25 protein-coding genes are annotated in these 25,927 nt (G+C 62.3%); 15 read left to right on the top strand and 10 right to left on the bottom strand.

Translation table 11 applies throughout. The annotated features are described in order from the left end of the window. The first annotated feature begins 8 nt into the window (after positions 1-8). Entirely contained in the window at positions 9-1,172 is a 1,164-nt protein-coding gene (locus NAP1_RS02310; protein ID WP_040464655.1) for a DUF1501 domain-containing protein, read from the top strand. 3 nt (positions 1,173-1,175) lie between these two features. Here NAP1_RS02310 and NAP1_RS02305 read toward each other — a convergent pair whose 3' ends face one another. From NAP1_RS02305 to NAP1_RS15790, 3 genes are all read right to left on the bottom strand, one after another. Then, on the bottom strand, positions 1,176-2,648 hold the full coding sequence (locus NAP1_RS02305) for a M28 family peptidase (protein ID WP_007163605.1): 1,473 nt from the start codon (positions 2,646-2,648) through the stop codon (positions 1,176-1,178). 42 nt (positions 2,649-2,690) lie between these two features. Further along, on the bottom strand, positions 2,691-3,956 hold the full coding sequence (locus NAP1_RS02300) for a GGDEF domain-containing protein (protein ID WP_156777173.1): 1,266 nt from the start codon (positions 3,954-3,956) through the stop codon (positions 2,691-2,693). 147 nt (positions 3,957-4,103) lie between these two features. After that, on the bottom strand, positions 4,104-5,330 hold the full coding sequence (locus tag NAP1_RS15790; protein ID WP_007163603.1) for a diguanylate cyclase: 1,227 nt from the start codon (positions 5,328-5,330) through the stop codon (positions 4,104-4,106). A 159-nt stretch (positions 5,331-5,489) separates the two neighbouring features. Between NAP1_RS15790 and ettA the strand changes: the two genes are divergently transcribed. The 5 genes from ettA (at position 5,490) to NAP1_RS02270 (ending at position 9,798) form a co-directional block, all read left to right on the top strand. Continuing rightward, positions 5,490-7,163: an energy-dependent translational throttle protein EttA gene (gene ettA / locus NAP1_RS02290; protein ID WP_007163602.1), complete on the top strand. Its 1,674-nt coding sequence runs from the start codon at positions 5,490-5,492 to the stop codon at positions 7,161-7,163. 15 nt (positions 7,164-7,178) lie between these two features. Further along, the gene (locus NAP1_RS16405; RefSeq protein ID WP_007163601.1) at positions 7,179-7,889 is read left to right on the top strand and encodes a hypothetical protein; all 711 of its coding nucleotides are present in this window, start codon (positions 7,179-7,181) and stop codon (positions 7,887-7,889) included. A gap of 74 nt (positions 7,890-7,963) precedes the next feature. Then, positions 7,964-8,062: an acylphosphatase gene (locus tag NAP1_RS16400; protein WP_007163600.1), complete on the top strand. Its 99-nt coding sequence runs from the start codon at positions 7,964-7,966 to the stop codon at positions 8,060-8,062. A gap of 221 nt (positions 8,063-8,283) precedes the next feature. After that, positions 8,284-8,781 carry a hypothetical protein gene (locus NAP1_RS02275; protein ID WP_007163598.1) on the top strand — a complete coding sequence of 166 codons (498 nt, stop codon included), beginning with the start codon at positions 8,284-8,286 and terminating at the stop codon, positions 8,779-8,781. 342 nt (positions 8,782-9,123) lie between these two features. Then, complete coding sequence (locus NAP1_RS02270; protein WP_007163597.1) at positions 9,124-9,798, top strand: diguanylate cyclase domain-containing protein; 675 nt, start codon at positions 9,124-9,126, stop codon at positions 9,796-9,798. An 8-nt stretch (positions 9,799-9,806) separates the two neighbouring features. Here the strand turns inward: NAP1_RS02270 and NAP1_RS02265 are convergent, their stop codons facing one another. After that, positions 9,807-10,451: a pyridoxamine 5'-phosphate oxidase family protein gene (locus NAP1_RS02265; protein ID WP_007163596.1), complete on the bottom strand. Its 645-nt coding sequence runs from the start codon at positions 10,449-10,451 to the stop codon at positions 9,807-9,809. 124 nt (positions 10,452-10,575) lie between these two features. Between NAP1_RS02265 and NAP1_RS16395 the strand changes: the two genes are divergently transcribed. Together NAP1_RS16395 and NAP1_RS02245 are read left to right on the top strand one after the other, a co-directional pair. Beyond that, entirely contained in the window at positions 10,576-11,835 is a 1,260-nt protein-coding gene (locus tag NAP1_RS16395) for an RcnB family protein (RefSeq protein ID WP_156777172.1), read from the top strand. 87 nt (positions 11,836-11,922) lie between these two features. Beyond that, positions 11,923-12,591, top strand: a complete 669-nt coding sequence (locus tag NAP1_RS02245) for a 2OG-Fe(II) oxygenase (protein ID WP_007163592.1) — start codon at positions 11,923-11,925, stop codon at positions 12,589-12,591. Between the two features lie 97 nt (positions 12,592-12,688). On the opposite strand, the gene NAP1_RS02240 is transcribed toward NAP1_RS02245, so the two are convergent. Together NAP1_RS02240 and NAP1_RS02235 are read right to left on the bottom strand one after the other, a co-directional pair. Beyond that, positions 12,689-14,299, bottom strand: coding sequence for a lysine--tRNA ligase (locus NAP1_RS02240; protein WP_040464651.1), 1,611 nt, complete (start codon positions 14,297-14,299; stop codon positions 12,689-12,691). 306 nt (positions 14,300-14,605) lie between these two features. Next, positions 14,606-15,049 (bottom strand): nuclear transport factor 2 family protein, encoded by a 444-nt coding sequence (locus NAP1_RS02235; RefSeq protein WP_007163590.1) that lies wholly within the window; start codon positions 15,047-15,049, stop codon positions 14,606-14,608. Positions 15,050-15,134: 85 nt separating this feature from the next. Between NAP1_RS02235 and NAP1_RS02230 the strand changes: the two genes are divergently transcribed. The 4 genes from NAP1_RS02230 to NAP1_RS02215 all read left to right on the top strand — a co-directional run bounded on the left by NAP1_RS02230 (position 15,135) and on the right by NAP1_RS02215 (position 20,694). Then, on the top strand, positions 15,135-17,918 hold the full coding sequence (locus NAP1_RS02230) for an ATP-dependent DNA helicase (protein WP_050750400.1): 2,784 nt from the start codon (positions 15,135-15,137) through the stop codon (positions 17,916-17,918). Continuing rightward, positions 17,915-18,985: a helix-turn-helix domain-containing protein gene (locus tag NAP1_RS15775; RefSeq protein ID WP_007163588.1), complete on the top strand. Its 1,071-nt coding sequence runs from the start codon at positions 17,915-17,917 to the stop codon at positions 18,983-18,985. The genes NAP1_RS02230 and NAP1_RS15775 overlap by 4 nt, the downstream gene beginning before the upstream one ends. 110 nt (positions 18,986-19,095) lie before the next feature. Then, complete coding sequence (locus NAP1_RS02220; protein ID WP_007163587.1) at positions 19,096-19,959, top strand: sterol desaturase family protein; 864 nt, start codon at positions 19,096-19,098, stop codon at positions 19,957-19,959. A gap of 192 nt (positions 19,960-20,151) precedes the next feature. Next, positions 20,152-20,694 carry a histidine phosphatase family protein gene (locus NAP1_RS02215; RefSeq protein ID WP_007163586.1) on the top strand — a complete coding sequence of 181 codons (543 nt, stop codon included), beginning with the start codon at positions 20,152-20,154 and terminating at the stop codon, positions 20,692-20,694. On the opposite strand, the gene soxR is transcribed toward NAP1_RS02215, so the two are convergent. Continuing rightward, positions 20,691-21,146 (bottom strand): redox-sensitive transcriptional activator SoxR, encoded by a 456-nt coding sequence (soxR, locus tag NAP1_RS02210; RefSeq protein WP_007163585.1) that lies wholly within the window; start codon positions 21,144-21,146, stop codon positions 20,691-20,693. The two genes, NAP1_RS02215 and soxR, sit on opposite strands and share 4 nt — an antisense overlap. A gap of 130 nt (positions 21,147-21,276) precedes the next feature. On the opposite strand from soxR, the gene NAP1_RS02205 reads away from it, so the two are divergent. After that, the gene (locus NAP1_RS02205; RefSeq protein ID WP_040464648.1) at positions 21,277-21,681 is read left to right on the top strand and encodes a VOC family protein; all 405 of its coding nucleotides are present in this window, start codon (positions 21,277-21,279) and stop codon (positions 21,679-21,681) included. A gap of 49 nt (positions 21,682-21,730) precedes the next feature. Here NAP1_RS02205 and NAP1_RS02200 read toward each other — a convergent pair whose 3' ends face one another. Genes NAP1_RS02200 through NAP1_RS02190 form a run of 3 tightly spaced genes read right to left on the bottom strand, consistent with a single transcriptional unit; the run spans position 21,731 to position 23,714 of the window. Further along, on the bottom strand, positions 21,731-22,360 hold the full coding sequence (locus NAP1_RS02200; RefSeq protein ID WP_007163583.1) for an SOS response-associated peptidase: 630 nt from the start codon (positions 22,358-22,360) through the stop codon (positions 21,731-21,733). Further along, positions 22,360-23,271, bottom strand: a complete 912-nt coding sequence (ubiA, locus tag NAP1_RS02195; protein ID WP_007163582.1) for a 4-hydroxybenzoate octaprenyltransferase — start codon at positions 23,269-23,271, stop codon at positions 22,360-22,362. Before ubiA ends, NAP1_RS02200 begins: the two co-directional genes overlap by 1 nt. Then, positions 23,268-23,714, bottom strand: a complete 447-nt coding sequence (locus NAP1_RS02190) for a hypothetical protein (RefSeq protein ID WP_241761165.1) — start codon at positions 23,712-23,714, stop codon at positions 23,268-23,270. The genes ubiA and NAP1_RS02190 overlap by 4 nt, the downstream gene beginning before the upstream one ends. Between NAP1_RS02190 and NAP1_RS02185 the strand changes: the two genes are divergently transcribed. Both NAP1_RS02185 and NAP1_RS02180 read left to right on the top strand, forming a co-directional pair. Continuing rightward, entirely contained in the window at positions 23,713-24,474 is a 762-nt protein-coding gene (locus NAP1_RS02185; protein ID WP_007163580.1) for a 16S rRNA (uracil(1498)-N(3))-methyltransferase, read from the top strand. The two genes, NAP1_RS02190 and NAP1_RS02185, sit on opposite strands and share 2 nt — an antisense overlap. Before the next feature lie 82 nt (positions 24,475-24,556). Further along, complete coding sequence (locus NAP1_RS02180; protein WP_007163579.1) at positions 24,557-25,927, top strand: glutamate--cysteine ligase; 1,371 nt, start codon at positions 24,557-24,559, stop codon at positions 25,925-25,927.

The raw sequence follows: 25,927 nt of genomic DNA, 5'->3' as shown, positions 1-25,927 counted from the left end.
CCATGACGATGAACCTGAACCGCCGCACGATGCTCGCCGGATCGCTGGCGCTTTCTGCCGGACTGACGCTGCCGAAGATGGCGTTTGCGCAAGGGACCGGCTCCAAAAAGCTGCTGTTCGTGCTGCTCCGCGGCGCAGCGGACGGAATGGCGATGGCCGCGCCGATAGGCGATCCCGGCTTTGCGGCTCTGCGCGAGGCGAACCTTGGCGACTATGAGAGCGCCGTGCGCGCCGACACCATGTTCGCGATCCATCCGGCCTTCGAGCGCGTCGGCGAGGCATACGCTTCGGGCGATGCTCTGTTCGTGCACGCCACCGCGACAGCCTATCGCGAGCGATCGCATTTTGACGGGCAGAACATGCTCGAAACCGGCGGAGCCTCGCCCTACGCCGCTCGCGATGGGTGGCTCAACCGCCTCGTCGGAATGATCGCGGCGGACAGCGGCACCGAGCCACCGCGCGCCCTCGCCATCGCGCCCACCATGCCGCTCGCGCTGCGCGGTGATGCCCCTGCCTCAAGCTACGCACCAAGCGCGCTGCCGCAAGCGAGCGATGCGTTTATGGAACGTGTGGGCCTGCTCTACGAGGGCGACCCGCAGCTAGGCGCCCTGTGGGAGCGGGCCTTGGAAACGCAGGCGATGGCGGGCGACAGCGACATGCGAAACCTGCGCGATGCAGAGGCCGCAGGCGAGCTTGCCGCTTCGCTGATGAACGGCGAAGGGGCGGCGCAGATCGCGATGATCGAGCTTGGCGGATGGGACACCCACGCCAACCAGCGCGGCGCTTTTGCACGCGCAGCGCGCCAGCTCGACACGCTGCTAGGCGCCTACCGCAAGGGCGTCGGGGGCGACTGGAATGACACCCTGGTCGTCGTCGCGACCGAGTTCGGGCGCACCGCCAGCCTCAACGGTACAGGCGGCACCGACCACGGCACAGGAGGTGCGGCGCTACTTATGGGCGGCGCGGTCAAGGGTGGGCGCGTGCTTGCCGACTGGCCGGGACTTGCGCCCAGCCAGCTTCACGAAGGCCGCGACTTGAGGCCCACCACTGCGCTCGAAAGCGTGCTCGCAGGCGCTCTTGCCGAGCATATGCGGCTCGACCCGGCGCGCGCGATGGCGCAGCTTTTCCCGGGCAGAAGCGCGAGCCCGTCCAGCGGGCTGATCGGCGTCTAACGCTTACTCGGCGTCCATGATCGCAGGCGCGCTCGGCATGACGCCGCCGGTCTGGATCGACCGCGCCTCGTTCGCGAGGATGCCCACGACCTGTGTCCACACCGCGACATTCTGGCGCAGCTGCACCGGGTCGATCTTGTCGAGTGTGTCGTCGGGCGTGTGGTGCAGGTCGAAATAGCGCGTTCCATCCTGCTGCAGGTCGATGATCGCCCCGCCCTGATCGCGCGAGATGTTGATGTCCGCCCCGCCGCGCGCAACGATGGTCGAATTCGCAACCCCGAACCGCGCGACCGAAGCAGCCAGCCGGTTGTGCAGGCCTTCGTTGGTCTCGCGGAAATTGCTTTCAAACCGCCAGATCCGGTCCGCACCGAAATCGCTTTCGAGCCCAACGCCGATCTTCTCGTCGATGTGAGCCTCGGAGTACGCGCTCGATCCGAACAGGCCGACTTCCTCTGCGCCCGCCATCAGCACGCGAATGGTGCGCAGCGGCTGGCCGCTCTTGGCGACGTTGAGCGCGGCGGCAGCGACGATCCCACAGCCTGCGCCATCGTCGAAAGCTCCGGGAGCATTCCACCAGCTGTCGATGTGGCATGCCACCAGCACCGGTGGGAGTGAGGGATTGCGGCCCACGATCTCGCCAACGACATTGCCGCTCAGCGTCGTGCCAAGGTTTTCAGGCGTCAGCGTCAGTTTCATCATGATCGGGCGGCCATCGGCGCGCTCGAACATGCGCTCAAGGTTCGCTGCGTCTGGGAGTGTGAGTGCGCCAGCCGGGGTCGGCACAGGACGGCCCACATCCGATCCGCCTTCAGCGGTGCGGAACGTCGTGCCGCCCGTATGCGGGTTGCGGTGATAGTCGGTGCCGACCGACTTGATCACGGTTGCGACCGCGCCGCGTTCCTTGGCAAGCTGCGCGCCGACCCAGCGAGCGGGGCCCGCAAAGCCATATTGCGAACCGTCCTGCGTCGGTGTCATCGCGTGGCTGATATAGGCGATCTTGCCCTCAAGGCTGCCCATCGGAGCGGCGGCGAGCGCGGCTGTGTTCTCGAACATCACGACTTCGGCGGTGATACCATCAGGCCCGGTCGAAGCGCTTCCGCCCAAAGGCTGGATCACAAGCGGTTGAGGGAATGGACTGGTGATCTCGGCGCGGTGAATGTCGCCCTGAACCCAGGTTTCCATCTCGAACGGCTCATCGGCAACGTTGGTAAAGCCGTGCTTCGTCATCCAGTCCATCGCCCATTTGCGACCGCGTGCTTCGGCTTCGGTTCCCGCCTGTCGCGGCCCGACTTCGGTAGTGATCCCCTCGACAAAGTCCCACGCATAGGTGTCGCTTTCGAGCGCCATATCGGCGACCTCTTCAAGCGAAGGCGCCTGCCTCGCGTCTTGGTGAGCCTCGGCAAAAGCGGGCGCAAAAGCGTTCGGGGTCAGAAGGATGGCGGCAGCGGCGGTGGCCGAAAGGAGCGTCGTTTTCATGGAGGCTAGCGCTAGTCGCGCAGCGCCCCACTGTCCAGAAGGCTATCCCTTGCCGCCTGCACTCTTGAGCTCGACAAGCTCAGGCTCGCGGCTTGGCGCCTGCTGCTCCGACCCTCGCTCATTGGTGGGCTCGCGTTGAGAGCCCTGAACCACGGATTGACCTTTGTTATCGTCGTTCTCGACCCTGTTCCGACCGTTCGATTTGGCGCGGTAGAGCGCAGCATCAGCACGGGCGAAGAGGCGTTCGTAGGACTCGCCTTCTCGTACCGTCGCAACGCCGAAACTTGCCGTTAGTCGAATGTCGTCGTTCAGCCCGTCATGCTCAAGCCGCGCAAACGCAGTCCTGATCCGGTCTGCGAGGCGCTCAGCGGGTTCGTTGGGGCAATTCCAGACGGCTACGCAGAACTCTTCGCCGCCGATCCTGCCTGCCGTATCGCAGCCGCGGATCGTTTCCTGAATCAACTTGCCAAAGCCCGAAATCGCGCTGTCGCCTGCCTGGTGACCCCAGATGTCGTTCACCTGCTTGAAGTGGTCGATATCGGCAACGACAAGGCTGAAAGGCTTGTCCTCGGTGTGAGCGCGCGGGATGATCCGGCCCATCGCTTCTTCGAACGCGGCGCGATTGTTGAGGCCGGTCAGGGGGTCCTTGTCGCTGCTTTCGCGCAGTGAATTGGTCCATTCAACGATGGTTGCTCCCATCAGGACCATGGCACCTGCAATCGACTTCACGCCAAGAACAAGCCCGATCAGCGAATAATAGATCGATCCGCGATACTCCTCTGCCGGGATCGTCTGTTCGAACATCATGGTGAGCGTAGGACGAATGAAGAAATCCGCGACCTGGATCGCGGTGACGGCGATGATCGCCTTGTCCACCCAGTCGCTGCGCTGTGCCGAAAGCAGTGCGACGAGGTTGACGAGGAACATCGAGCCATAGCCGATATTGATGAGGATCAGCCGCGGGCCGACATCGTTGGTGAAGTTGACCGCGAGCGCCAGAACCAACGCATTGGCGATGTAGATACCCAGCAACAAGGGAAGATACGGACGCTGCCCCACTCGTTCGCAGGTCGACACCACGAAGATGCCGCAGCCGATCGAATAGAAGAACTGGGTCAGGTGGAACGTGTAGAACGCGTTAGCCGGGAGCAAATGGGTTGCAAGGAAACCGGCGGCGAAAAACAGATATCCGATCGCAAAACCAAGGACGTGACGCTTCATGCGCCCCGCTTTCCAGAACACCGCGAATGTCACTGCAAAAAGCAGCGCCATCATCGGTGTTAATAGTCCTAGGATTTGAGTTTGCATCGACCCGTCCGTTTCCCGTCAAGACCGAGTAGGCCAATAAGGTTAAGAGGCCCTTTAGGTGAGTGCCCTGAACCGGTGAAAAACCTTTCCACGAGGCATGTTTAGCGCAGGAGTTAGGGGGCTCAGGGCAATTTCGGCCAACGGGGTTTACTTGAACTTGCGCAAGGGCACGACGCGCGATTGCCTTGTGGAGGGGTCTGTATTTTCTTCGGCGCTTGCCTCGGTGACGCTGGGACCGCCCGCGGCGCTTTCTACCCGGTTTCGGCCGGAGCGCTTTGCTGAATAAAGCGCCCCGTCGGCCCGCCTGAAGCATTGCGCATAATCCTCGCCGCGCTGCCATTCAGCGATCCCGAAGCTGGCGGTGAAACTCTCGCTAGTCGGCAAGCCTTCGATCGCCTCGCTCGCGAAGCTCAAACGAAGACGCTCGGCAAGCGAGACAGCGCCTTGTTCATGGCAGTTCCAGACAAGCACACAGAACTCCTCGCCGCCGATCCGGCCTGCCACGTCGCCGGGCCTGATCTTGCGAGCCATGATGTCGCCGAATGCCGAGATGACCTTGTCGCCTACGCTGTGCCCCCACGTGTCATTGACCTGTTTGAAATGGTCGATGTCGCCGACCAGCAGGCTTACCGGAATACGCTCCTCTCGCGCACGGGCCAGAAGCTCATCGACCTGTTCCTCGAACGCCGCGCGGTTCGGCAACCCGGTCAGCGCATCGATCCTGCCGCTCGCAATCTGGTCCTCCCACTCATCGGTCACGACAAGGGCGAGCAGGATCATGCCGAGCACCACCGGCAGGACTGTCATCGCAATCACCTGCACCGCGTGGAATTCCGAGGTTCGCGAAATCAGCCCGGTGAGATCGCCTTCCGCCATCAGCGCGATGACCGGTCGCAGAAAGCCAACCGCCGTCATCATTGCCATCGTCCAGATAACCGCCTTGTCGAGCCATTTCGCCGGCTGCGCGGTCCACAGCACCGTCGCTGCCATCGTGAAAAGCAGCGCAGAGCCGCCATTCTGCACAATCACGATTGCGTTGGCATCGGCCAGCAGGATCGCTTCTGCCAACAGCCCGGTCGACAGCACCGCGATGCTGGCCATGACGCCGATCGGCATGCGTATTCCCAGCCGCATCCCCGCACCCATCGCGAGCGCGATCACTCCCACACACGCAATCACATGGACAAGCGGACCGATGACGAGAGAACTCATCGAAAAGGGAAGCAAATTCAGCGCGTAGCAAAGCGACAGCGAGAGATAGCCGACGAAGAAGGCGATCACGCTCGGCTTGCGCCCGCCACGCAGCCACAGGGCGCCGAAAGCCAGCGCAAATAGTCCTGCAAGGACCGGAATGACGATCGCGATATATTGCAAGGGGGTTGCAACTCCTTCGATTGCTGCCGCCTAAGCAAGCTGGGTAAACAGGCGGTGAAGCGCCGCCTTCGTATCGCGCGCTTGCCCCGCCGCTCTTGCGCGCCTATCTGCGCAGTCAAATCCAGCACACCCAGACACGTTTTACGAAGGACGACCCCCATGGCCGCGCAATACGCCTTTGTCATGAAAGGCATGACCAAGAGCTTCCCCGGTGCCAACAAGCCGGTTCTCTCGAACATCAATCTTCAGTTCTATCAGGGCGCGAAGATCGGCATTGTCGGACCCAATGGCGCGGGCAAGTCGACGCTGATGAAGATCATGGCCGGGATCGACACCGATTTCTCGGGCGAAGCATGGGCCGGTGAGAACATCACCGTCGGCTATCTCCCACAGGAGCCGGAGCTTGATCCGACCAAGACCGTCCTCGAAAACGTGCGTGACGGCGCGCGCGAGACCGCTGAACTGGTCGAGCGTTTCAACGCCGTATCCGCGCAGATGGCCGAACCCGACGCCGATTTCGACGCGCTGGGCGACGAAATGGCCGAACTTCAGACCAAGATCGACGCTGTTGACGGGTGGACGCTCGACAACCAGCTCGAAATCGCGATGGAAGCGCTTCGCTGCCCGCCTTCGGACGCTTCGGTCGAAAACCTCTCGGGCGGGGAAAAGCGCCGCGTCGCGCTTACGCGTCTGCTGATCCAGAAGCCCTCAATCCTGCTGCTGGACGAGCCGACCAACCACCTCGATGCAGAAAGCGTCGAGTGGCTTGAAAATCACCTCAAGGAATATGCGGGCGCGGTGCTGATGATCACCCACGATCGCTACTTCCTCGACAACGTGGTGGAATGGATCCTCGAACTCGATCGCGGCTCCTACTTCCCGTACGAAGGCAACTATTCGACCTATCTCGAAAAGAAAGCCAAGCGCCTCGAACAGGAAGCGCGCGAGGAAAGCGGGCGTCAGAAGTCGCTCAACCGCGAGCTTGAATGGATCAGGCAGACGCCAGCTGCGCGCCAGACCAAGTCGAAGGCGCGTATCCGCAAGTTCGAACAGCTCCAGGACGCGCAGGGCGACCGCAAGCCCGGCAAGGCGCAGATCGTCATTCAGGTGCCCGAGCGTCTTGGCGGCAAGGTGATCGAGGCCAAGAACATCTCGAAAGCCTATGGCGACAAGCTGCTCTTCGAAAACCTGTCCTTCATGCTGCCTCCGGGCGGCATTGTCGGCGTGATCGGTCCTAACGGCGCGGGTAAATCGACGCTGTTCCGCATGATCACCGGCCAGGAAACGCCCGACAGCGGCACGATCGAGATCGGCGACACCGTACACCTCGGATATGTCGACCAGTCGCGCGACGATCTCAATCCGAAGAACAATGTCTGGGAAGAGATTTCCGACGGGCTCGACTACATGCAGGTCAACGGCCACGACACCTCGACCCGCGCTTACGTAGGCGCGTTCAACTTCAAGGGCGCAGACCAGCAGAAGAATGTCGGCAAGCTCTCGGGCGGCGAACGCAACCGCGTCCACATGGCCAAGATGCTAAAGCAGGGCGGCAACGTCCTCCTGCTCGACGAGCCGACCAACGACCTCGACGTGGAAACGCTCGGCGCGCTCGAAGAAGCCATCGAGAACTTCGCCGGCTGCGCCGTGGTCATCTCGCACGACCGCTTCTTCCTCGACCGCCTGGCAACGCACATCCTGGCGTTCGAGGGCAACTCACACGTTGAGTGGTTTGAGGGCAACTTCGAGGCTTACGAGGAAGACAAGCGCCGCCGTCTGGGCGATGCTGCGGATCGGCCTACGCGATTGGCTTATAAGAAGCTGACGCGGTAGATTCGGGGTATCAGTGTGAAAGCAGAATCAAAGCTCACTGTTGTAGGGCTAGCACTAACTTGTGCTTACATATTTGCTTTCACTGTCTACGGGATCATTGTCCACGAGAAACTTGCACAGCTTGCTCCAAATGAGTTCGGAGACTTTCTCGCCGGGCTCTTCGCACCGTTAGCGTTTTTATGGCTTGTGATCGGATATTTCTTGCAAGCGAGAGAATTGCGGAACAGCGTCAACGCCCTTCGCCTGCAAGGCGAAGAGCTTGCTAAATCGGTCGAACAATATCGGGAGATGGTTTCTCTCGATCGCGAGCGTCTGCGATTTGAACAAGACTCTGTGACGCGAGTAGAAAAAGAGCGACGGGCTAAATCGCAACCTTTGTTGCGTGTTCGCGGCAAAGGACACATGAAATCGGGCCTTCAATACACTTTCAAATTTGCATTGGCGAACATTGGGCACGAATGTCGCGACGTCCACGGGACTATCGTCCTAGATGGTTTGACAGAGGCTCAAGCGATTGAACCGAAGGACCATTTTCCGAAAGAAGCAGAGCTCCCTTGGACTATTTACTTGAACAACGATTATTTTGAGACAGGCCGCCTCGTCATTTCTTACAAAGACACTGAAGGTGAAGATCAGCAGGTCTATTTTCAAATCTCAGGCAGTGGGCCACCTGAAGACTTCAAAGTGAAAGTCGCAAATACACCTCGCATCGCCACAGATTGTTAACAAAGCAGTCTGCCAATCGCTTCCGAAAAAGCTTCTGTGAGATCAAACTCGTTTCAGGCAGCTCATTCCGCCAAATGACCGCCACCCACCTCATAATCCACGGCAAGGTCCAGGGCGTGTTCTACCGCGACTGGACGGTCGAGACCGCGCGTTCCCTCGACCTTGCAGGATAGGTGCGCAACCTCGCCCATGGCACGGTCGAGGCGCATTTGGAGGGCAATTCCCAAGCCATCAAGCACATGATCGCCGTGGTGTTGCTGCCCTCCCCGCGCTGCGCCGACGCGGATCGATGTTAGTGAGGTAGATTCACAGGAATTGCGCAATTTCAAGCGCCCCCCAATCCGGAACGCCCCGACCCTTTCGTTTGTTGCAACCAACGAATGAGAGGGAATCGATGCTCAACAAGAACCGCATCTGGCCGCTGGCCGCGTTTGTCTTCATCTGCCTCGTCGGATACGGCGCGCGGATCGCCATTGGCGATGTCTATTCGGCGGCGGAGGCGCGGCAGTTGCTCGAAGCGCTGAGCCGAGCGGGGCTTTATCTGGGCTCGGCCATCGCGACCGCATCGGCAACGGTGCTGGCACTGATGCTGACGCTGATCGGCATGATCAACCGAATGGAGAAGGAATTCGACAGGGAGGCGTTTCACAATGTCGATCTCGTGGCAAAGCTCGCCACCTCTGCCCTGATGATGAGCCTTGTCGTGCTGCTCGCCTTCGTACTGCCGATCGGCGAATTCGAAGAGCTTCCCAACAGGTGGTACACTATTCTCTATGACGTGCTGTTTGCAGGCAGCGTCCTGATGGTCGCGCTGATCGCAGCTACCGTGGTGATGATCTACCGCACGCTGCAGCGCGTGATGTCCAAGATCACTCCGGGCGAAGACGTCTAGCGCCCGCATTTTCCTACTTCGAATGCGGGTGATAGCGTCGCGGCCTTGTGCTGATCTCCGTGAACTCTCGCCCAACAAGTTTCGCTATGGCCTCGCTGAGCGCCGTACAACGCCGCACGAAAGCGCATGTCGCCCGCAGAAACCGAAAAGTCACACTTCCTACAGCCATTTCTCCCGCAAACCCCTCTGATTGCGCCATTTTCGCCGAAAACGCGTATTTCCCAAACGCCCCCTTGCGTGTCACACCCGCCCGCAAAACCCGCCCGTCCAGCCTGCTTTACTCCGCCTTAACTACGGATCGGGCACATTCCTGTGTAATCGAGGCAAACAGGGGCAGCATCGATGCAAGAGGTCGCGCTCGCATTATCGGCCAATCCGGCGCTCACGCTGGCAACGGGGGTTGTCGCGGGGGCCTTGCTTGTGCTGGTGTCCCAGTGGCTTCGTGCCCGCACGCGCCCCTCGACCAACGCGCTACAGGGGCTCTTCACCAAAGAAAGCCTTGGCGAGGAAATGGACAAGGCGGCCGATCGGCGCAGCTTTGCCGGTCGCTCAGGAGCAGTGCTGCGCGCTCGGGTCGACCATCTGCCACAGGTCGGCCAACTTTGGGGCTTAGAGACCCGCTCGGCTGCGATCGCTCAGGTTGCGCAGGTGATGCGCGCCGGTGTTCGCAGCGAAGACGCGGTGAAAACGGTCAGCGACGATCCCGACACGCTCGAGATCCACACCGGAGATGTGAGCGAGGTCGAAGCAGGCGCAATTGCCCGCAGGCTGCTCGACACGCTGGCACAGATGCCGATGCCTGGCATGGCGCCGGGTATGCGGGTCAGTGCGAGTTTCGGTGTCGCAGCGCGCCAGCCGGGCGAAAGCGAAGAGGAAGCGCGCCAACGGGCCGAAGTCGCCCTCGCAGCGGCTCAGGCGGCAGGCGAGGACAGTGTCATGACCGCTGGCGAATGGGAGGAGATCAAGCTGCTCCCCGCGCCCGAACCTTCACCTGCGAAAGACAGCAAGGCCGCTTGAGCGCGGTCTCAGGGCGAGACCCAGCGCCCTTCCCATTGATCGCCGCTGCGCTCGAACTGCGCGCGCACATGTCCGGTGTGGGCGAGATAGAACCAGTCGAGCTCTTCCAGCGTGATGCGCAGCACCGCGAAATTGGGTCGGCCCGGCGCGACCTCGTCATCTGTCGGCTCGACTCCTTCGAACCGCTCGGGAAGGCCCGACGTGGGCGCATCGCTGACCGCTCCCGGTCCATCGCCAAGGTAACAGCGGCGCGCGAAGTTGGTGCTGTTCGACCATGCGGTGTCGGTCAGAGCGTCCTGCTCCAGCACCTCGCCCGTGCCTCGAACGCGGATCTGTATCTTGGCGCTCTTGTCGTAGAACAGCACCGCCATGCGCGGGTCGGCCTTGACCGCATCGACTTTGGGCGCGCGGGTGTCGGTGTGGAAACGCAGAGTCCAGGCTTTGGGGTCGAAAGCGCGCAAAACCATGGTGCGCGCATCGACGTCGCTGGTGACAACCGCAGGAACGTGCATCGGCGAGCGACGGTCCTTGGCAGCGCGGGTCAGGCGCCTTGCAAGATCGCTTCGCACTTCGTCGAGATCATCGAACATGCGCCGTGCCATCGGAGCATCGGCGTGTATGGTCAAGTCATTCAGGAAATGATCGCGAAACATGAACAGGGCCCTAAACACCCGGTTAAGGTTGAAGTCAGCGACCAAGGCCTAGACCGCTCACATCACTTCATTACGAAGGGTATCAAGCGCCGTAGGTGGTGGGCGGCAACACTGGAGGCATTTCATGGATATTACCCTGTTCCTTAAGGGTAGTGCGCTTTCGGCCCTCGCCTTGGCGTTGGCATTGGTCGCACCCCCCGAGACCGCTCAGGCGGCAACCGGTTCGGCGGAGGCATCGTCCTCGGCTGAGCAATCGCGTCAGGACAGGCGCGCAGAGCGACGTAGCGAACGACGTCAGGCACGCGGCGAACGGCGTGGCCAGCGTCAAGACCGCGGTTTTGAACGCCGTGGCGCGCGCTCGGCTGAACCCGATGCGCGGCCCGTCGCACGACAGCGTGCGCAGCGTGCCGAGCGCCGCGGTGATCGCCGTGCGCAGCAGGTCGACCGCCGCTCCGAACGTCGCGCAGACCGCGTCGACCGCCGCTCTGAGCGGCGCGCTGGCAGCGTCGATCGTCGTTCCGAGAGGCGTGCAGACCGCGTCGAACGGCGTGGCGACCGCGAAGCTCGGCGCTTCCAGCGTCGCGGCAACGAGCGGGCAGCGAACCGCGTAGACCGCCGTAGCGAAAGGCGCGCCGACCGGATCGACCGTCGCGGTGATCGCCGGGCGGACCAGATTGAGCGGCGCGGTGATCGCCGTGCCGACCGGATCGAGCGTCGCGGGGACCGCCGCGCTGACCGGATCGATAGGCGCAGCGATCGTCGCGGAGACCGCATCCGCAACGGCCGCGGTGGCCAGTTCGATGGCCGCGCAGACCGGCGTGCTGATAGGCGTGCCGACCGGCGCGCTGACCGCCGGGGTGACCGTTTCGACCGGCGCGACCGCCGTGGGGATCGCGTCGACAGGCGCGACCGTCGGGGCGACCGGTTCGACCGGCGTGACCGTAGGGGCGACCGTTTCGACCGTCGCTTTGACCGGCGTGATGCCCGTAGGATCCGCCGCGATGGATATCGCAATGGCGTGAGGGACGGCCGGCGTTTCGAACGGCGTGCAGAGCGTCGCCGCGACTTCCGCCGCTGGAACCGCAATTCCTGGCGTAACGACCGCCGTTTCCGCTGGCGCCAGCACCGCTTCTCCAACCGCGGCCTTTATCGCCTCGGTCGGTACTACGCTCCGTATCGCGGCCACTTCTACAACAGGCTCAACATCGGGTTCTTCCTCGATGCCGGGTTCTTCGGCTCGCGCTATTACATCAACGATCCGTGGCGCTATCGCCTGCCGGACGTCTACGGACCCTATCGCTGGGTTCGCTATTACGATGACGTCGTGCTGGTCGATATCTACACCGGAGAAGTGGTCGACGTGATCTACGACTTCTTCTGGTAAGCCCCGGCAATTCAACCAAGCTTGAGCCCCCGTCGCTTTGCAGCGGCGGGGGTTTGCTTTTGCCCATCCTTTGCGTAGCAGGTCGCCATGTCCAAGACCGAGACCATCCCCGACCAGGACGCGCTGCGACGCGTCGGCAAGCAGGTTCGCGAGCGCCTCGACAACGATCCCGGCGTCTACAAGATCGATACGCCCATGGCCGAGCTTTACGCGGTCGGCGACTTTCTGAGCATGGCCGAATGCGAGCGGCTTTGCCTGATGGTTGATCAAACCGCGCGGCCCTCTTCACTGCACGAAATTGGTTATGACAGCGGTTTTCGCACCTCCTATTCCGGCGACCTCGACCCCTTTGACAGCTTCGTAAAAGGGATCGGGCGGCGCATCGACGATCTGCTTGGCCTGCCGTCAGAGATCGGAGAGGCGATCCAGGGCCAGCGCTATCTTCCGGGGCAGCAGTTCAAGCCGCACAATGACTGGTTCTACACGACCGAAAACTACTGGAAGGGCGAACGCGAACGCGGAGGTCAGCGCAGCTGGACGACGATGGCCTTTCTCAATGACGTCGAAGCAGGGGGCGAAACCCACTTCACGCACATCGGGATCAAGATCGAACCAAAGCCGGGCGTCCTGCTGATCTGGAACAACGCGCTTCCCGACGGCACTCCCAACGAGGACACGATGCACGCAGGCACCCCCGTGCTGAAAGGCGCGAAGTACATCATCACCAAGTGGTATCGCACGCGTAAGTGGAAGTAGGAAAGTGGTTTACGTTGCGAAGCCGCATCCGCTGCGGACGGGCGGTCGCCCTTGCGGCGCTTTGCGCCGTTTGGTGCGACCTAACCTTTGCGCTCGACTACGCCCGTTCCAAAGCCTCCGCGATCAGCTTCCTCGTTGGCGCAATGCCGTAGAGCTTGATGAAGCTGCCCATGCGCGGGCCCTGCTCTGAACCAAGCAGCGTTTCATAGAGCGCACGGAACCAGTCGCGCAGGTTCTCGAAACCGAACTCCTCGCGCTTGCCGATCTCGTAGACCATCGTCTGCAGCACCTCTGCATCTGCATCCCCAGGTGCCGCGGCAAGCTGCGTATCGAGCTCGGTCAGAGCCAGCACTTCGCCCCCTGCCGGAGCGCGCTTCTTCAATGTCGGCGCCACGAAGTCGCGGTTGTAGTTCACCGCCGCATCGATCAAACCGAGCAGCGCAGGGTCCTCGACCGGCTTGCCGGTATAGGCCGCGACGTATTCGGCGAGGTTCTCCGGCGTCGCTTCGAGGCCAAGCACACTCACGAGGTTGAGCAGCAGGCTGTAAGGCACACTCAGCGCATCGCCGGCACCCGGTGCATCGGGGCCTTCGAACCGCTCATTCGCGCGTTGCAAATGCCACACCGGATTGCCCAGCTGCTTGTCGAGCGGTTGCTCGGCAAGGCGCTCGCGGAACTGCCAGTAATCGTCGATCGCCTTGGGGATGACGCCAGCGTGCAGTTGCTTTGCGCTCTTGGGATTGGCGAAGATGTAGAAGCCGAGGCTCTCCTCGCTGCCATATTGCAGCCACTCGTCAATCGTAAGGCCATTGCCCTTCGACTTGCTGATCTTCTCGCCCTTGGCATCGAGGAACAGCTCGTAGATCAGGCCTTCGGGCTTGTTGCCGCCCAGCACGCGCGCGATCTTGCCCGACTGCACGCCGCTGTCGGTGAGGTCCTTGCCGTACATCTCATAGTCGACGCCAAGCGCAACCCAGCGCATCGCCCAGTCGACCTTCCACTGGCACTTGGCCATGCCGCCAAGCGCGCTTTGTTCGACCATGCTGCCGTCTTCATCGGTGAAGCGGATCGTGCCGGCCTCGGCATCGACCACCTCGATCGGCACCTGCAGCACCGCGCCGGTGGTCGGGCTGACTGGCATGACGGGCGAGTAGGTCTGCTGGCGCTCTGCGCCCAGCGTTGGCAGCATGATGTCCATGATCGCATCGAAGTTGCGCAGCACCCCGCGCAAGGCATCGTCGAACGCGCCCGAGTTGTAGCGGTCGGACGAGCTTACGAACTCGTAGTCGAAGCCGAACTGGTCGAGGAACTCGCGCAACTTGGCGTTGTTGTGCGCGGCAAAGCTCTCGTGGCTTGTCCCGAACGGGTTCGGGATGCGTGAGAGCGGCTTGCCGAGATTGGCAGCCAGCAGTTCCTTGTTCGGCACGTTTTCGGGCACCTTGCGAAGACCGTCCATGTCATCGCTGAACGCGACAAGACGCGTCCTCTCACCCGTCAACGCCTCATAGGCGCGGCGAACGAGCGAGGTGCGCAACACTTCCTGAAAGGTGCCGATATGCGGCAGACCCGACGGGCCATAGCCCGTTTCGAACAGCACAGGCTCACCGTCTTTCTTCCCGCCACGCAGCCTCTTTGCGAGGCGCTGAGCCTCCTGGAACGGCCATGCCTTGGAATTGCGTGCGGTTTCGATGAGCGTTTCGTCTGTCATAGTGCTGCGGCCTTTAAGCAAGCGCGACCATGTTGCAAGCGCGAAGGCGGGCGTTTGGTTCCCGAAGCTTGCGGGAACATGGACCACGCAAGGCCCCGTTTGGAAAAACCGAAACCCCCGCGCAAAGCCCGGTTTCCTGAGGGCTTGAAGCGAAAAGGGCGTGTTGGATGTGTGACTTTTCAGATTCCGGCCAGGACAATGGGTGGTAATGGCGGGCCTTAAAAAGCCCGCTCCATCATTACCAAATCCCACGCCTGTAGGACAGGTCGGCCCTACCGATACTGTGTCGCCTGACCGGCTTTTGCTTTAGCCGCTGCCCGACTGGAGAAACGCAATCTTGCCGTCCGCTCTGACTTCGTATTCCGAATACGAACAGCACATTTCCTGTCCGCCTTCGAAGACATAGCTCACCGAAAGATAGATGTTCTCGCCATTCACGCCGCTGTCGAGCACCTTCAGCTGCGGTGCGCCGGGGATGAAGTTCAGTTCATACAGGGCGCGGATCTGGTCGCGGCCCATGGCGACAAAACCATCAGCGCGCACAATCGCATCGGGAGCGAATGTTGCGACGAACGCGTCGAGATCGCCTGAACGATAGGCGTCGACATGGCGCTGGATCGCGGCGATTTTGGCAGCTTGCTGCGCTTCAGCACTGGCCGTTTCAGATGCCTTCTGCACAGGTTCTTGTGCCAGCGCGATGGCCGGTGCAATCGCTGCAAACAGGGCGAGCGGGGCGAGAGCTTTGCGCATGGACGGTTCCCTTCGATAGCTAGTCACAGAACTATTGAGACCATTCGTTTACAACTGGTTTAGCCGTTGCCATCTTGGCGGATCAGTGACTTCGCCTGTCCCCCTCCCCTTGCCTGCACTTCACGCCAGTCATGGCGGCAATTGGCTGCGCCCCGCAAACGGCGTGACCGAGGCGGTGTCGAAGGGCGATGCAATCATGGCCGCGGCCGATACGCCGGTGCTGCTATTGAACGCGCCATTGGTCGCGAACCGGCTGGGCTATCCCGACCTGTCGGGGCTGGACGTGCTGGAGCTGTTCGCGTTCGTTCACCCGGCGCGCTTTTGCGTGCCGACGCCTCGCGGGCTTGCGCAGGCGCTGGGGCTGGAGGAGCCGGAAAGCGACCAGCATGTCCCCGGCTTCCTGTTGCAAGCGGCAGGGGCGCTGGTTGCAGCCTGCGAAGATCCCGAATGGTTCGAACGCGCCGGCGCGTGGAGCTCGCTTCATTCGCTCGAACGGCTGCGCTGGCCGTGGGCGCAGGTGTTGAAGCCCCATATCAAGCGTCCCGAGAAAGCGGAAAAGTGGCTGTTTGCCGCACTGCCGGAATGGGAGGAGACGGGCGAGCGCGCTCCCCCGCGGCAGGTGGAATTGCCCGATGCGGACGTGCTGGGCGAGCTCGACGCGCTCACCGGTGAAGGGTCCGAGAAACGCGAGGGTCAGCGCCAATATTCGACCGAGGTCTCGCGCATTTTCGCCCCGCGCGACCGGCGCGAACTTCCGCATGTGGCGCTCGCACAAGCGGGGACAGGGATCGGCAAGACGCTCGGCTATCTCGCGCCCTCCTCGCTGTGGGCCAAGCAATCGGGCGGGACGGTCTGGGTGTCGACCTTTACCAAGAACCTGCAACGCCAGCTGCGCTCTGAAAGCAGGCGCGCTTGGCCGCTGAAACGCCCCGACGGCACGCCGCCTGTCGTGGTGCGCAAGGGGCGCGAGAATTACCTTTGCCTGCTCAACCTTGAAGACGCGCTGCAAGGCGGGTTTGCGGGTCGCCCGGCGATCCTTGCGCAGCTTGTCGCACGCTGGGCGAGCTTTACCCGCGATGGCGACATGATCGGCGGGGATTTGCCCGGCTGGCTCGGCACGCTTTTCCGGAAACGCGGGATCGCGGCACTGACCGACCAGCGCGGCGAATGCGTCTATGCCGGGTGCCCGCATTACCGCAAATGCTTCATCGAGCGTGCGGGACGCGACAGCGCGCAGGCCGACCTTGTCATCGCCAACCACGCGCTTGTCATGGTCAATGCCGCGCGTGGGAGAGACCATGCACAGCGTCCCACCCGCATCATCTTTGACGAGGGCCACCACGTCTTCGAAGCCGCCGACAGCACCTTTGCCGCGACGCTTTCAGGGCAAGAGGCGATTGAGCTGCGGCGCTGGATCATCGGCCCAGAGCGCAAAAATCGGGGCCGTCGCCGCGGGCTTTCCGCAAGGCTCGCGGATGTGGCCAGTTACGACGACGAAGGCGGCGAAGCGATCGAGGCGGCGTGCGAAGCGGCACAGGCCTTCCCCGGCGAAGGATGGCTGCAACGCCTGATCGAGAACGAACCCTCGGGCCCTATTGAAACGCTGCTCGGTGCGGTGCGAACGGCGACCTATGCGCGCGATGAGAGCGGGCAGGAGGCAGGCTACGGGATCGAGACCGAGGCAAGCGGGCTTCCGGGCGAAGTGATCGAAGCGGCGAGCGCAGCTGGCGAGGCGCTGGCTGCGATCCGGACCCCGCTCATCCGGCTGGGCGGCAGGTTAGAGGCGATCCTTGCCGATCCGCCCGACTGGCTCGACGGAGCAGGCCGCGCGCGGATCGAGGGGGCGCGCTTCTCGCTGCAATGGCGCGTCGATCTGCTGGCTGCGTGGGAATCGCTGCTGGACCGGCTTGGCGGGCCTGCGGACCCCGAATTCGTCGACTGGCTTGCGGTCGACCGTTCCGATGCGCGCGAGTTCGATGTCGCGATCCATCGCCGGTGGCTCGACCCGATGAAACCGTTTGCGCGCGTTGTGTTGGAGCCTTCTCACGGCGTGATGCTGACCAGCGCGACCCTGACCGACCGCATTGGGACCGAGGGCGATCCATGGGAGAGCGCCATCCGCCGCTCGGGCGCAAACCATATCGAGAGCGCTCCGATGCTGTCCGCTGCCGACAGTCCCTTCGATTATGCGAGCCGCGCCGAGGTGCTGATCGTCACCGACGTGCGCAAGGGCGACCTTCCCGGCCTTGCGGGCGCCTACGCGAGGCTCATCGAGGCATCGGACGGTGGGGTGCTCGGCCTGTTCACCGCGATCCGCCGAATGCGCGCCGTGCACGGCCGCATCGCCGACCGCCTCGCACGCGAGGGCCTGCCGCTTTATGCGCAACATGTCGATCCGATCGACACCGGCACTTTGGTCGACATCTTCCGCGACGATCCGCGCGCAAGCTTGCTTGGCACCGATGCCCTGCGCGACGGAGTGGATGTGCCAGGCCGAAGCTTGCGCTGCGTCGTGATGGAAGCCGTGCCGTGGCCGCGCCCCGATATCCTCCACAAGGCCCGCCGCGCTGCCGCCGCGCAGGATGACGGGACCGGCAGCCAGTATGACGACCGCATCATCCGCGCGCGGCTCGCCCAGGCGTTCGGGCGGCTGATCCGCAACAAGGACGATGCCGGGCATTTCGTGGTCCTCTCCTCCGCGTTCCCTTCGCGTCTGCTGTCGGCGTTTCCGGAAGGCACAGCTGTTCGGCGCGTCACGCTCGACGAGGCTCTGGTGCGTGTGCGCGACGGCCAAATCGGCGAAGACCCGAGCGAGGTCGCCCAAAACACTGGCGCGCTGGACGACAATATCCCAGATAGTTTCGCATGATCGAGCAACTCGACTATCTCGTCCGCCTCATCGCCATTGGCGCCGCGCTGATGCTGATCGCGCAGATGGTCGCAAGCGAGGTACGCGACCACATCAAGTTCCCGCTGGTGGCGATGGTGGTGGGCGTTGTCGCCTATCTCCTCAACGCGTCGCCGCTGATGACGGCCGAAGGCCCGCTCGATCCGTGGGTCGACCTCTTCGCGATCTCTTCGCCCTACTGGATCTGGCTTTTCGCGCGCCGCCTGTTCGAGGCAGAGCCCGAGCGGCGCGTCGCTTTGGGAGCCATGGCGCTCCTGCTTGTCGGCTGGATCATCGGGAATTTCATACCCGGCACCGGCAGGCTCGGTTTCTACATGCTTCACATCGTCGCGCTCGCCCTGATCGCGGACCTCGTGCGGGTTGGGCTTGCCGAACGCAACGACGACCTCGTCGAAGAGCGCCGCATGGTGCGCTTATGGCTACCCCTGCTGGTCGCAGCGCAGGCAGGAGGCATCCTGCTGTTCGAAACGATCGTCGGTGCATCGGGCGAGTATCCGCCGATCCAGCTCGCAAACTCGGTGCTCATCGTGATCCTCACCCTTTTTGCTGGCGTGGCGCTGCTCGATCCTAACGAGGCGCTGCTGATCGAAAGCGAGGAAGATCTGCCCGGGGACGAGCCCGAACCGCTCGACCTGTCGCCAACCGAGAAGGTGCTGCACGAAAACTTGGTGCGCGCCATGGCAGAGGGCGCCTATCGCGAACCGGGCCTCACGATCGCTGCCCTCGCCGCACAGCTTGATACGCCCGAGCATCGCTTGCGAGCGCTCATAAACCAGCGGCTCGGCCATCGCAATTTCTCCGCCTTCCTCAACCGCCATCGCATTGCAGAGGCGAAAGAGCGGCTCGCGGACAAGGAAACAGTCGATCTGCCCGTTCTCACGATCGCGATGGACCTGGGCTACAATTCGCTGACCCCATTCAACCGCGCGTTTCGCGAGCAAACCGGCACCACACCGAGTGAATTCAGACGTTTGTCGATGGCCAATGGCGCGGACGAGGCGGGCGTTACACAGAGCGTTCAGAACTGAAAAAAGCTGGTCGATTTCGAAAAAGACCGGCATTTTCTGATACAGACGAGCCTGCGAAAGCCGGGTTTGGCAAGACAGTCCGCATCACTTGCATGAAGGACATCTGACGCATGATCATTCCGGTCCCCGAAACGGCTGAAAAGGGCTCTTTCGAATATGCGCTCGCCAAGGTCGCGAACCATTTTGCCGATGTGCTCTATTTCGATTTCAGCCGCTACCTGATCGCGGCCGGGGTACTGAGCGCTTTTCTGATCGTCGTCAAAGTATGGGCCGACAATCGCCGCATCCAGAACCGGCGGGCAAGCGGGCGCGATTACCGGCGCGAGTTCTTCTCCTCGATGCGAACGGTGCTGGTCTTTGCCTTCATGACTTTGGCAACGCTTGTCGGGCGCGAGATGGGGTGGATTGCTCTCAAGCTCAATGGAGCGAGCCTGCTCGTCGTTGCGTGGCAATTCGCGCTGATCGTGGTGGTTCACGATGCCTATTTCTACTGGATCCACCGCGCGATGCATTCCAAGCGCCTGTTCCGCGCGACCCACCTGCACCACCACAAGTCGCGAACGCCGACGCCGTGGGCCGCTTACAGCTTTTCGACCTGGGAAGCCGCGTTCGAAGCCGCCTACATGCCGCTGTTCCTTTTCATGACCAGCCAGTTCGGCATCGCATATGCGGGCTTCGCTGTGTTCCTGTTCATGTGGCACATGATCATCCGCAACGTGATGGCGCATGCGGGCAGCGAGCTGTTCCCGGCAGGCTGGGTCGACAACAAGCTGACCAGCTGGATCAGCACCACCACTCACCACGACCTCCACCACTCCGAAGGCCGCTACAATTACGGCTTCTACTTCACCTGGTGGGATCGCTGGATGGGGACGGAGCACCCCGATTACGCCGAGCATTTCCGCCGGAATGCTAAGCCGGTGATCATGTGGGGCGAGCGCGAAAGCGAGCGACCGGCGGCTCCCACCACCTGATCTTTTCACAGATACGGGCAACCGCTCTCCTCGCGGGGCCCGCCGATGCGGCAGTCTTCCGCGGCGCTCTCCCCAGACTGGCGCCCGCGAAAGGCTGCCGCATTTTCACATGGGGGATTGCATGGCATGGTGTAGAACGTGCAAAGCGGCGGCGCAGCGAAGGGCTGCACCTATGGTGGGGATTCTAGGCACTTGGCGAAACTTCTTGGCCTTTTCCGGCATGCCAAAAGCGATTGGGGCGACGGAGCGCAGCGCGACTTCGACCGCGGCCTGAACGAGCGCGGCATCAAGGGCGCAGCCGTGATGGGCGACCATATCCGCGCGCACGGGGTCGAGTGGGACCGCCTGATCGGAAGCCCTGCGGTGCGCGTGGTCGACACGCTCAAGGGCGCAGTCCCGGAAATGCCCGCGATCTATGACGAGCGGCTCTATCTGGCGAGCTCCGACACCATCCTCGAAGTCGCTCAGGCGCATGCGGGCGAAGGCGATGACGAAGCGCATTCGATCCTGCTGTCGGGTCACAATCCCGGAATGCAGGAAGTGGTGCTCGACCTCGTGTCGCCAAGTCATGAGAACGACCTCTTTCGCGAAGCCGTGGTGAAGTTTCCGACCGCGACCTTTGCCGTGCTTGAATGCGATATCGAAAGCTGGGCCAAGCTGAAGCCGCGCTGCGCCAAGCTCATTCACTTTGCGCGGCCTCGCGATCTTGATCCGGATTTAGGCCCCGGCGCCTAATCCGCCAGGACCTGTCGCGGCCCCGGTCCATCTTCGCCGAGCTTGTCGCCCGGATTGTAGATCGCGCATTTCTCAAGACTGAGACACCCGCAGCCAATGCAGCCGTCGAGGCTGTCGCGGGTGCGTTCAAGTTCCTTGATGCGCACCTCGATCCGGTCGCGGATCTTTGCGCTGATCGCCTTCCAGTCGCGCGCATTGGGCGTGCGGCCATAGGGAAGGCCGCGCATCACCTCATCGATCTCGCCAAGGCTCAGGCCGAGTTGCTGCGCGATGAGGATGAAGCTCAACCGGCGGATATCGGAACGCAGGAAGCGGCGTTGGTTGCCACTGGTGCGCACGGGCTCGACCAATCCCTTGTCCTCGTAAAAGCGGATCGCGGAGACCGACAACCCGGTTCGCCGCGCCATTTCGCCGATGGGAATGAGGTCCTTGGAGGAGAGGGTTTTCGCCATGACCCGCCTGATAGCGCAGAAATAGCTTGATCTCAAGTTAGGTTGAGGTTGCAGAATGAATGGCGACGATGATTCGCTGCGTCCCTCCGAGGCGCCCGGATCGACCGAACCGCACGAAAGGAGCCTTGTTATGCCGACAGGAACAATCGAACACGCCAACCTGACCGTCACCAACCCTGCCCGCAGCGCCGAGCTTTTCAAGCAGATGCTTGGCTGGGAGGAACGCTGGAGCGGCCATTCGCAGATGGGCGGCGACACGATCCATGTCGGCCAGCCCGGCAACGGCGCGGCCTACATGGCGCTCTACACCAATGACGATGTGCGCGCTGATGAGGAGCGCCGCTATTCCAAGGGCCAGCCTCTGAACCATGTCGGGCTGCTGGTCGACGACCTCGACGCGGCGGAGAAAGTGGTGATCGCCGCCGGCCTCGAACCGTTCGGGCATGACGATTACGACCCGGGCAAAAGGTTCTACTTCTTCGACTGGGACGGCATCGAATTTGAAGTCGTCAGCTATGCAGGAGATGCGTCATGAACGAACCGATCCTGCGCGAACCGATGTTCAAAGCCCCTTCCAAGCCCGATCAGAGCAAGGACTTCTGGCTGGCCGCTCCCCGCGTCCAGGCCTGGTCTGTCCGGTCAATCTTGAGGTCGCCCGTCCAAGCTGTGCAGAGAGCTTTTGCTTCATCGGGTGATCCCGACACCCAGCCCTCGTAGTTTTCCGGCGAAAGCAGCACCGGCATTCGGCTATGCACCTCTTCGCTGGCCGAACCGGCGCTGTCGGTCATCACCATCGAATAGCACAGCCCAAACTCGTCGCTGTCGCGCCACACGCCTGCAACGGCAAACAGGTCGTCATCGGGCAGCGACATCCATGTACGCGTCTTGGCGCCCTTCGCCCCCTGCGCTTCCGCCCATGCGCTCACCGGGATAAGGCAGCGGCGCTCTTCGAAGGAATAACGCCAGAAGAAACTGTCGAGCTTGTCGGTGCGGGCATTGTTGACCGGTTTGGGCTTTAGCGGCTGACCGCTCTTGCCCTTCATCACCAGCGGGAACCCCCAGCTCATTTTGGAAACTTCACCGCCTGCAACCACGAGGCCGGGGTAGCCCGGATAAACCTCTTCACCGAAATTAGCCCCGCCCTGCGCGGCGATGGCGTCAAACCACTTGGCGACCTCGTCCACGTTTTTGGTCATGCGATAGAGGTTGCACATCAGGTCGCTCCTGCATTGCCGATAATGAAGCACGCAATCGCCATCAACGCGCCCGCCCACCGGTTCGAGCGAAAACGCGCTAGCGGGTTGGCAGGGTCGTCAGGATCGAGCGTCGCAACCTGCCACATGAGGTGAAACGCCACCGGCAGAAGTGCGAGCAGCGCAAAGATATCCGGGCGGTAAAGCCATACCCCCAGCCCCCACAGCCCGACGGTCGCGGTGTAGAATGCGGCGATCCCTGCACGAAAACTCTCGCCCATTCGAAGCGCGCTCGACTTGATGCCGACCAGCGCATCGTCCTCGCGGTCCTGCAGAGCGTAGATTGTATCGTATCCAATCACCCAGCAGATGCAGCCCGCATAGATCGCGGCGAGCGCGTCCCAATTATCGAAGCGCAACTGCGTCCACCCGACCAGCAGCCCCCAATTGAACACCATGCCGAGCCAAGCCTGCGGCCACCATGTGATGCGCTTCATGAAGGGATAGGCCGCGACCAATGCGAGACTTGCGAGAGCAACAATCTGCGCCTCCAGCCGCAATTGCAGCAGCACGACGAGGCCGATGAGACACAGGAAGATAAGCCAGCCCCAGGCGACCTTCTTGCTCACCCGCCCGCTTGCCACCGGGCGCGCAGCCGTGCGCGCGACGCTCGCATCGAGCTTTGCATCGACAATATCGTTGTAGACGCACCCTGCCCCGCGCATCGCGATGGCGCCGAGCAGGAACCAGCCGATGAGCGCAAATTGCGGCCCTGCCCCGGCAAGCCACACTCCGAAGACGCATGGCCAGAGCAGCAGCCACCAGCCAATCGGTCGGTCGAACCGCGCAAGCTGCGCAAGATCACGCGGCAATTGCGGCAGGCGCTCGATCAGCCTGCGATGCTCTGTGTCTGGAACGATGTCGGCTGTCACAGGCTTCTTATTCCCTGGCTGTCTTGCTCATCGAGCTTCGCTGCGCGCCAGCCGATGACGCAGGCGACGAACATGGTCAAGTTGCCTGCGAAATCGAGCATCCCGATCGAGGTCAACACCGGCACTTCGTAATGGAAGTACCAGTTGAAGACGAAGAATGGCAGCAGCACCACGGCGAAGGTCGCGAACGCGCGCGAGCCCCATTTGACCACCAGCGCCATAACCCCGAACATCACCGCCTGCGCTCCGAAACACGCCATCATGAAGCGGGTTACGAAGGTGTTTTCGCGGTAGGGTTCGGTCAGGGCGAGCTCGATCACACTCGACGGGGCAAAAAGGGCCCAGCCGCCCAGTCCCAGAAACACGATGGCAATGAGAAATTGGCAGATCCGCGCGGTCATGGCTTGCACCCTAGCCACGACCGCGCCTAGGGGCAAAGCCATGCCCGCTACTCCCGCCTGGCCACCGAAGTCCGCACCGCGCCTATTCGTCGAGGACGAGCTTGGCGACGGACGCATTTTCGCACTCGAAGGCAATCAGGCGCATTATCTCGGCAAGGTCATGCGCGTATCGCCGGGCGATACGGTGATCCTTTGCGACAACATCACCGGCGAATGGGCGGCGCGTGTCGGGCAGGTGGAAAAGCGCCGTGTCGACCTGACCGTCACCGACCATCTGCGCCCGCGCGGAGAAGTGCCAGACCTGTGGCTGTGCCCTGCCCTGCTTAAGAAGGACCGGTTCGACTTCGTTCTCGAAAAGGCGACCGAGTTGGGCTCAGCGCGCATCCAACCGATGATCACCCGCCGCTGTGTCGCGGACAAACTCAACATGGAGCGCGCGCGCATCATCGCGACCGAAGCCGCCGAGCAATGCGCGCGCACCGCGCTGCCGGACATCGCCGAACCGGTGAAGCTCGACGCGCTCCTCGCCGACTGGCCTAGCGAGCGCGCGATCTTCTTTGCTGACGAGGAAGGCGGCGAACACGCTGCCGATGCATTCTGCTTTCACGAAGGCCCAGCCGCCATCCTGATTGGGCCGGAAGGCGGCTTCGACGATGCCGAGCGCGCCGCGATCCGCGCTCACCCGCAGGCGCGCGCCATTTCGCTTGGTCCGCGTATCTTGCGCGGCGAAACCGCTGCGATTGCTGCGCTTTCTGTATGGATGGCCGAAGCGGGCGACTGGCCAGATGTGGGCGAACCATAGATTGGCTTTGTCCGCTCAAACGCAGATTACACTTCCCACCGTCAATTCCGTTTTATAGGGCAACCTTCGAAAGAGAGCCTGAATGAGCACACGCGAAGCATCCTCTGCCGACGAGCCTATCCTCGAAGGGATGGACGACCTTACCGCCCCGATGCGGGCCGGTGAAAAGCCGAAGGCGGACTGGCGCATCGGGACCGAGCACGAGAAGTTCGTCTATCATACAGGTGACAAGCACGCTCCGTCCTATGACGAGGACGCGGGCATCCGCGACATCCTGATGAGCCTTCGCGAATTCGGGTGGGAGCCGATTGAGGAGAACGGGCACGTCATCGCCATGAAAGGCGCGGACGGCACGGTCAGCCTTGAACCTGCGGGCCAGCTTGAACTGTCAGGCGCACCGCTCGAAACCCTGCACGAAACTTGCAACGAAACCGGGCGGCATCTGGCGCAGGTGAAGGAAATCGGTGAGCGGTGCGGGGTTGGCTATCTTGGCCTTGGCATGTGGCCCGACAAGACGCGCGAAGAACTGCCCGTGATGCCTAAGGGCCGCTACAAGATCATGATGAACCACATGCCCAAAGTGGGCAATCTGGGTCTCGACATGATGCTGCGGACCTGCACGATCCAGGTCAATCTCGACTATTCTTCCGAAGCCGACATGGTGAAGAAGTTCCGCGTCGGCCTCGCGCTGCAACCGCTTGCGACCGCTTTGTTCGCGAACTCGCCCTTCACCGAGGGCAAGCCCAACGGATACCTCTCCTACCGCAGCCACATCTGGTCGGACACCGACCCGCACCGCACCGGGATGCTGCCTTTCGTGTTCGAGGATGGCTTCGGATACGAACGCTGGGCCGAGTATATGCTCGACGTGCCGATGTACTTCGTCTTCCGCGACGGGAAGTATATCGACGCAGCCGGCCTCTCTTTCCGCGACTTCATGGACGGCAAGCTCTCCGTCCTTCCCGGTGAGCGTCCCACGGCGAGCGACTGGTGGGATCATCTTTCGACCGCCTTCCCCGAGGTGCGTCTCAAAAGCTTCCTCGAAATGCGCGGAGCCGATGGCGGGCCGTGGAGCCGGATCTGCGCGCTGCCTGCCTTGTGGGTTGGCCTTCTCTACGATCAGGGCGCGCTCGATGCTGCATGGGACCTGGTCAAGGACTGGACGATGGAAGAGCGCGAGAAGCTGCGCACCGACGCACCGAAACTCGGGCTGCAGGCTCCGATCCCCGGAGGCGGGACGATGCAGGACCTTGGCCGCGAAGCTCTGAAGATCGCGCATAAGGGCCTCGCCGCACGCGGCAAACTCAATGCGAGCGGCGACAACGAGACCGGATATCTCGAAACCCTCGACGAAATCGTCTCGACAGGTAAAGTGCCTGCACAACGGCTGCTCGACGCCTATCATGGCGAATGGAACGAGGACGTCTCGCGCGTCTACAAATACTCGTTCTGA

This window comes from Erythrobacter sp. NAP1 (genome assembly GCF_000152865.1).
Classification (GTDB): domain Bacteria; phylum Pseudomonadota; class Alphaproteobacteria; order Sphingomonadales; family Sphingomonadaceae; genus Erythrobacter.
This window is presented reverse-complemented; position numbering and strand designations above follow the sequence as displayed.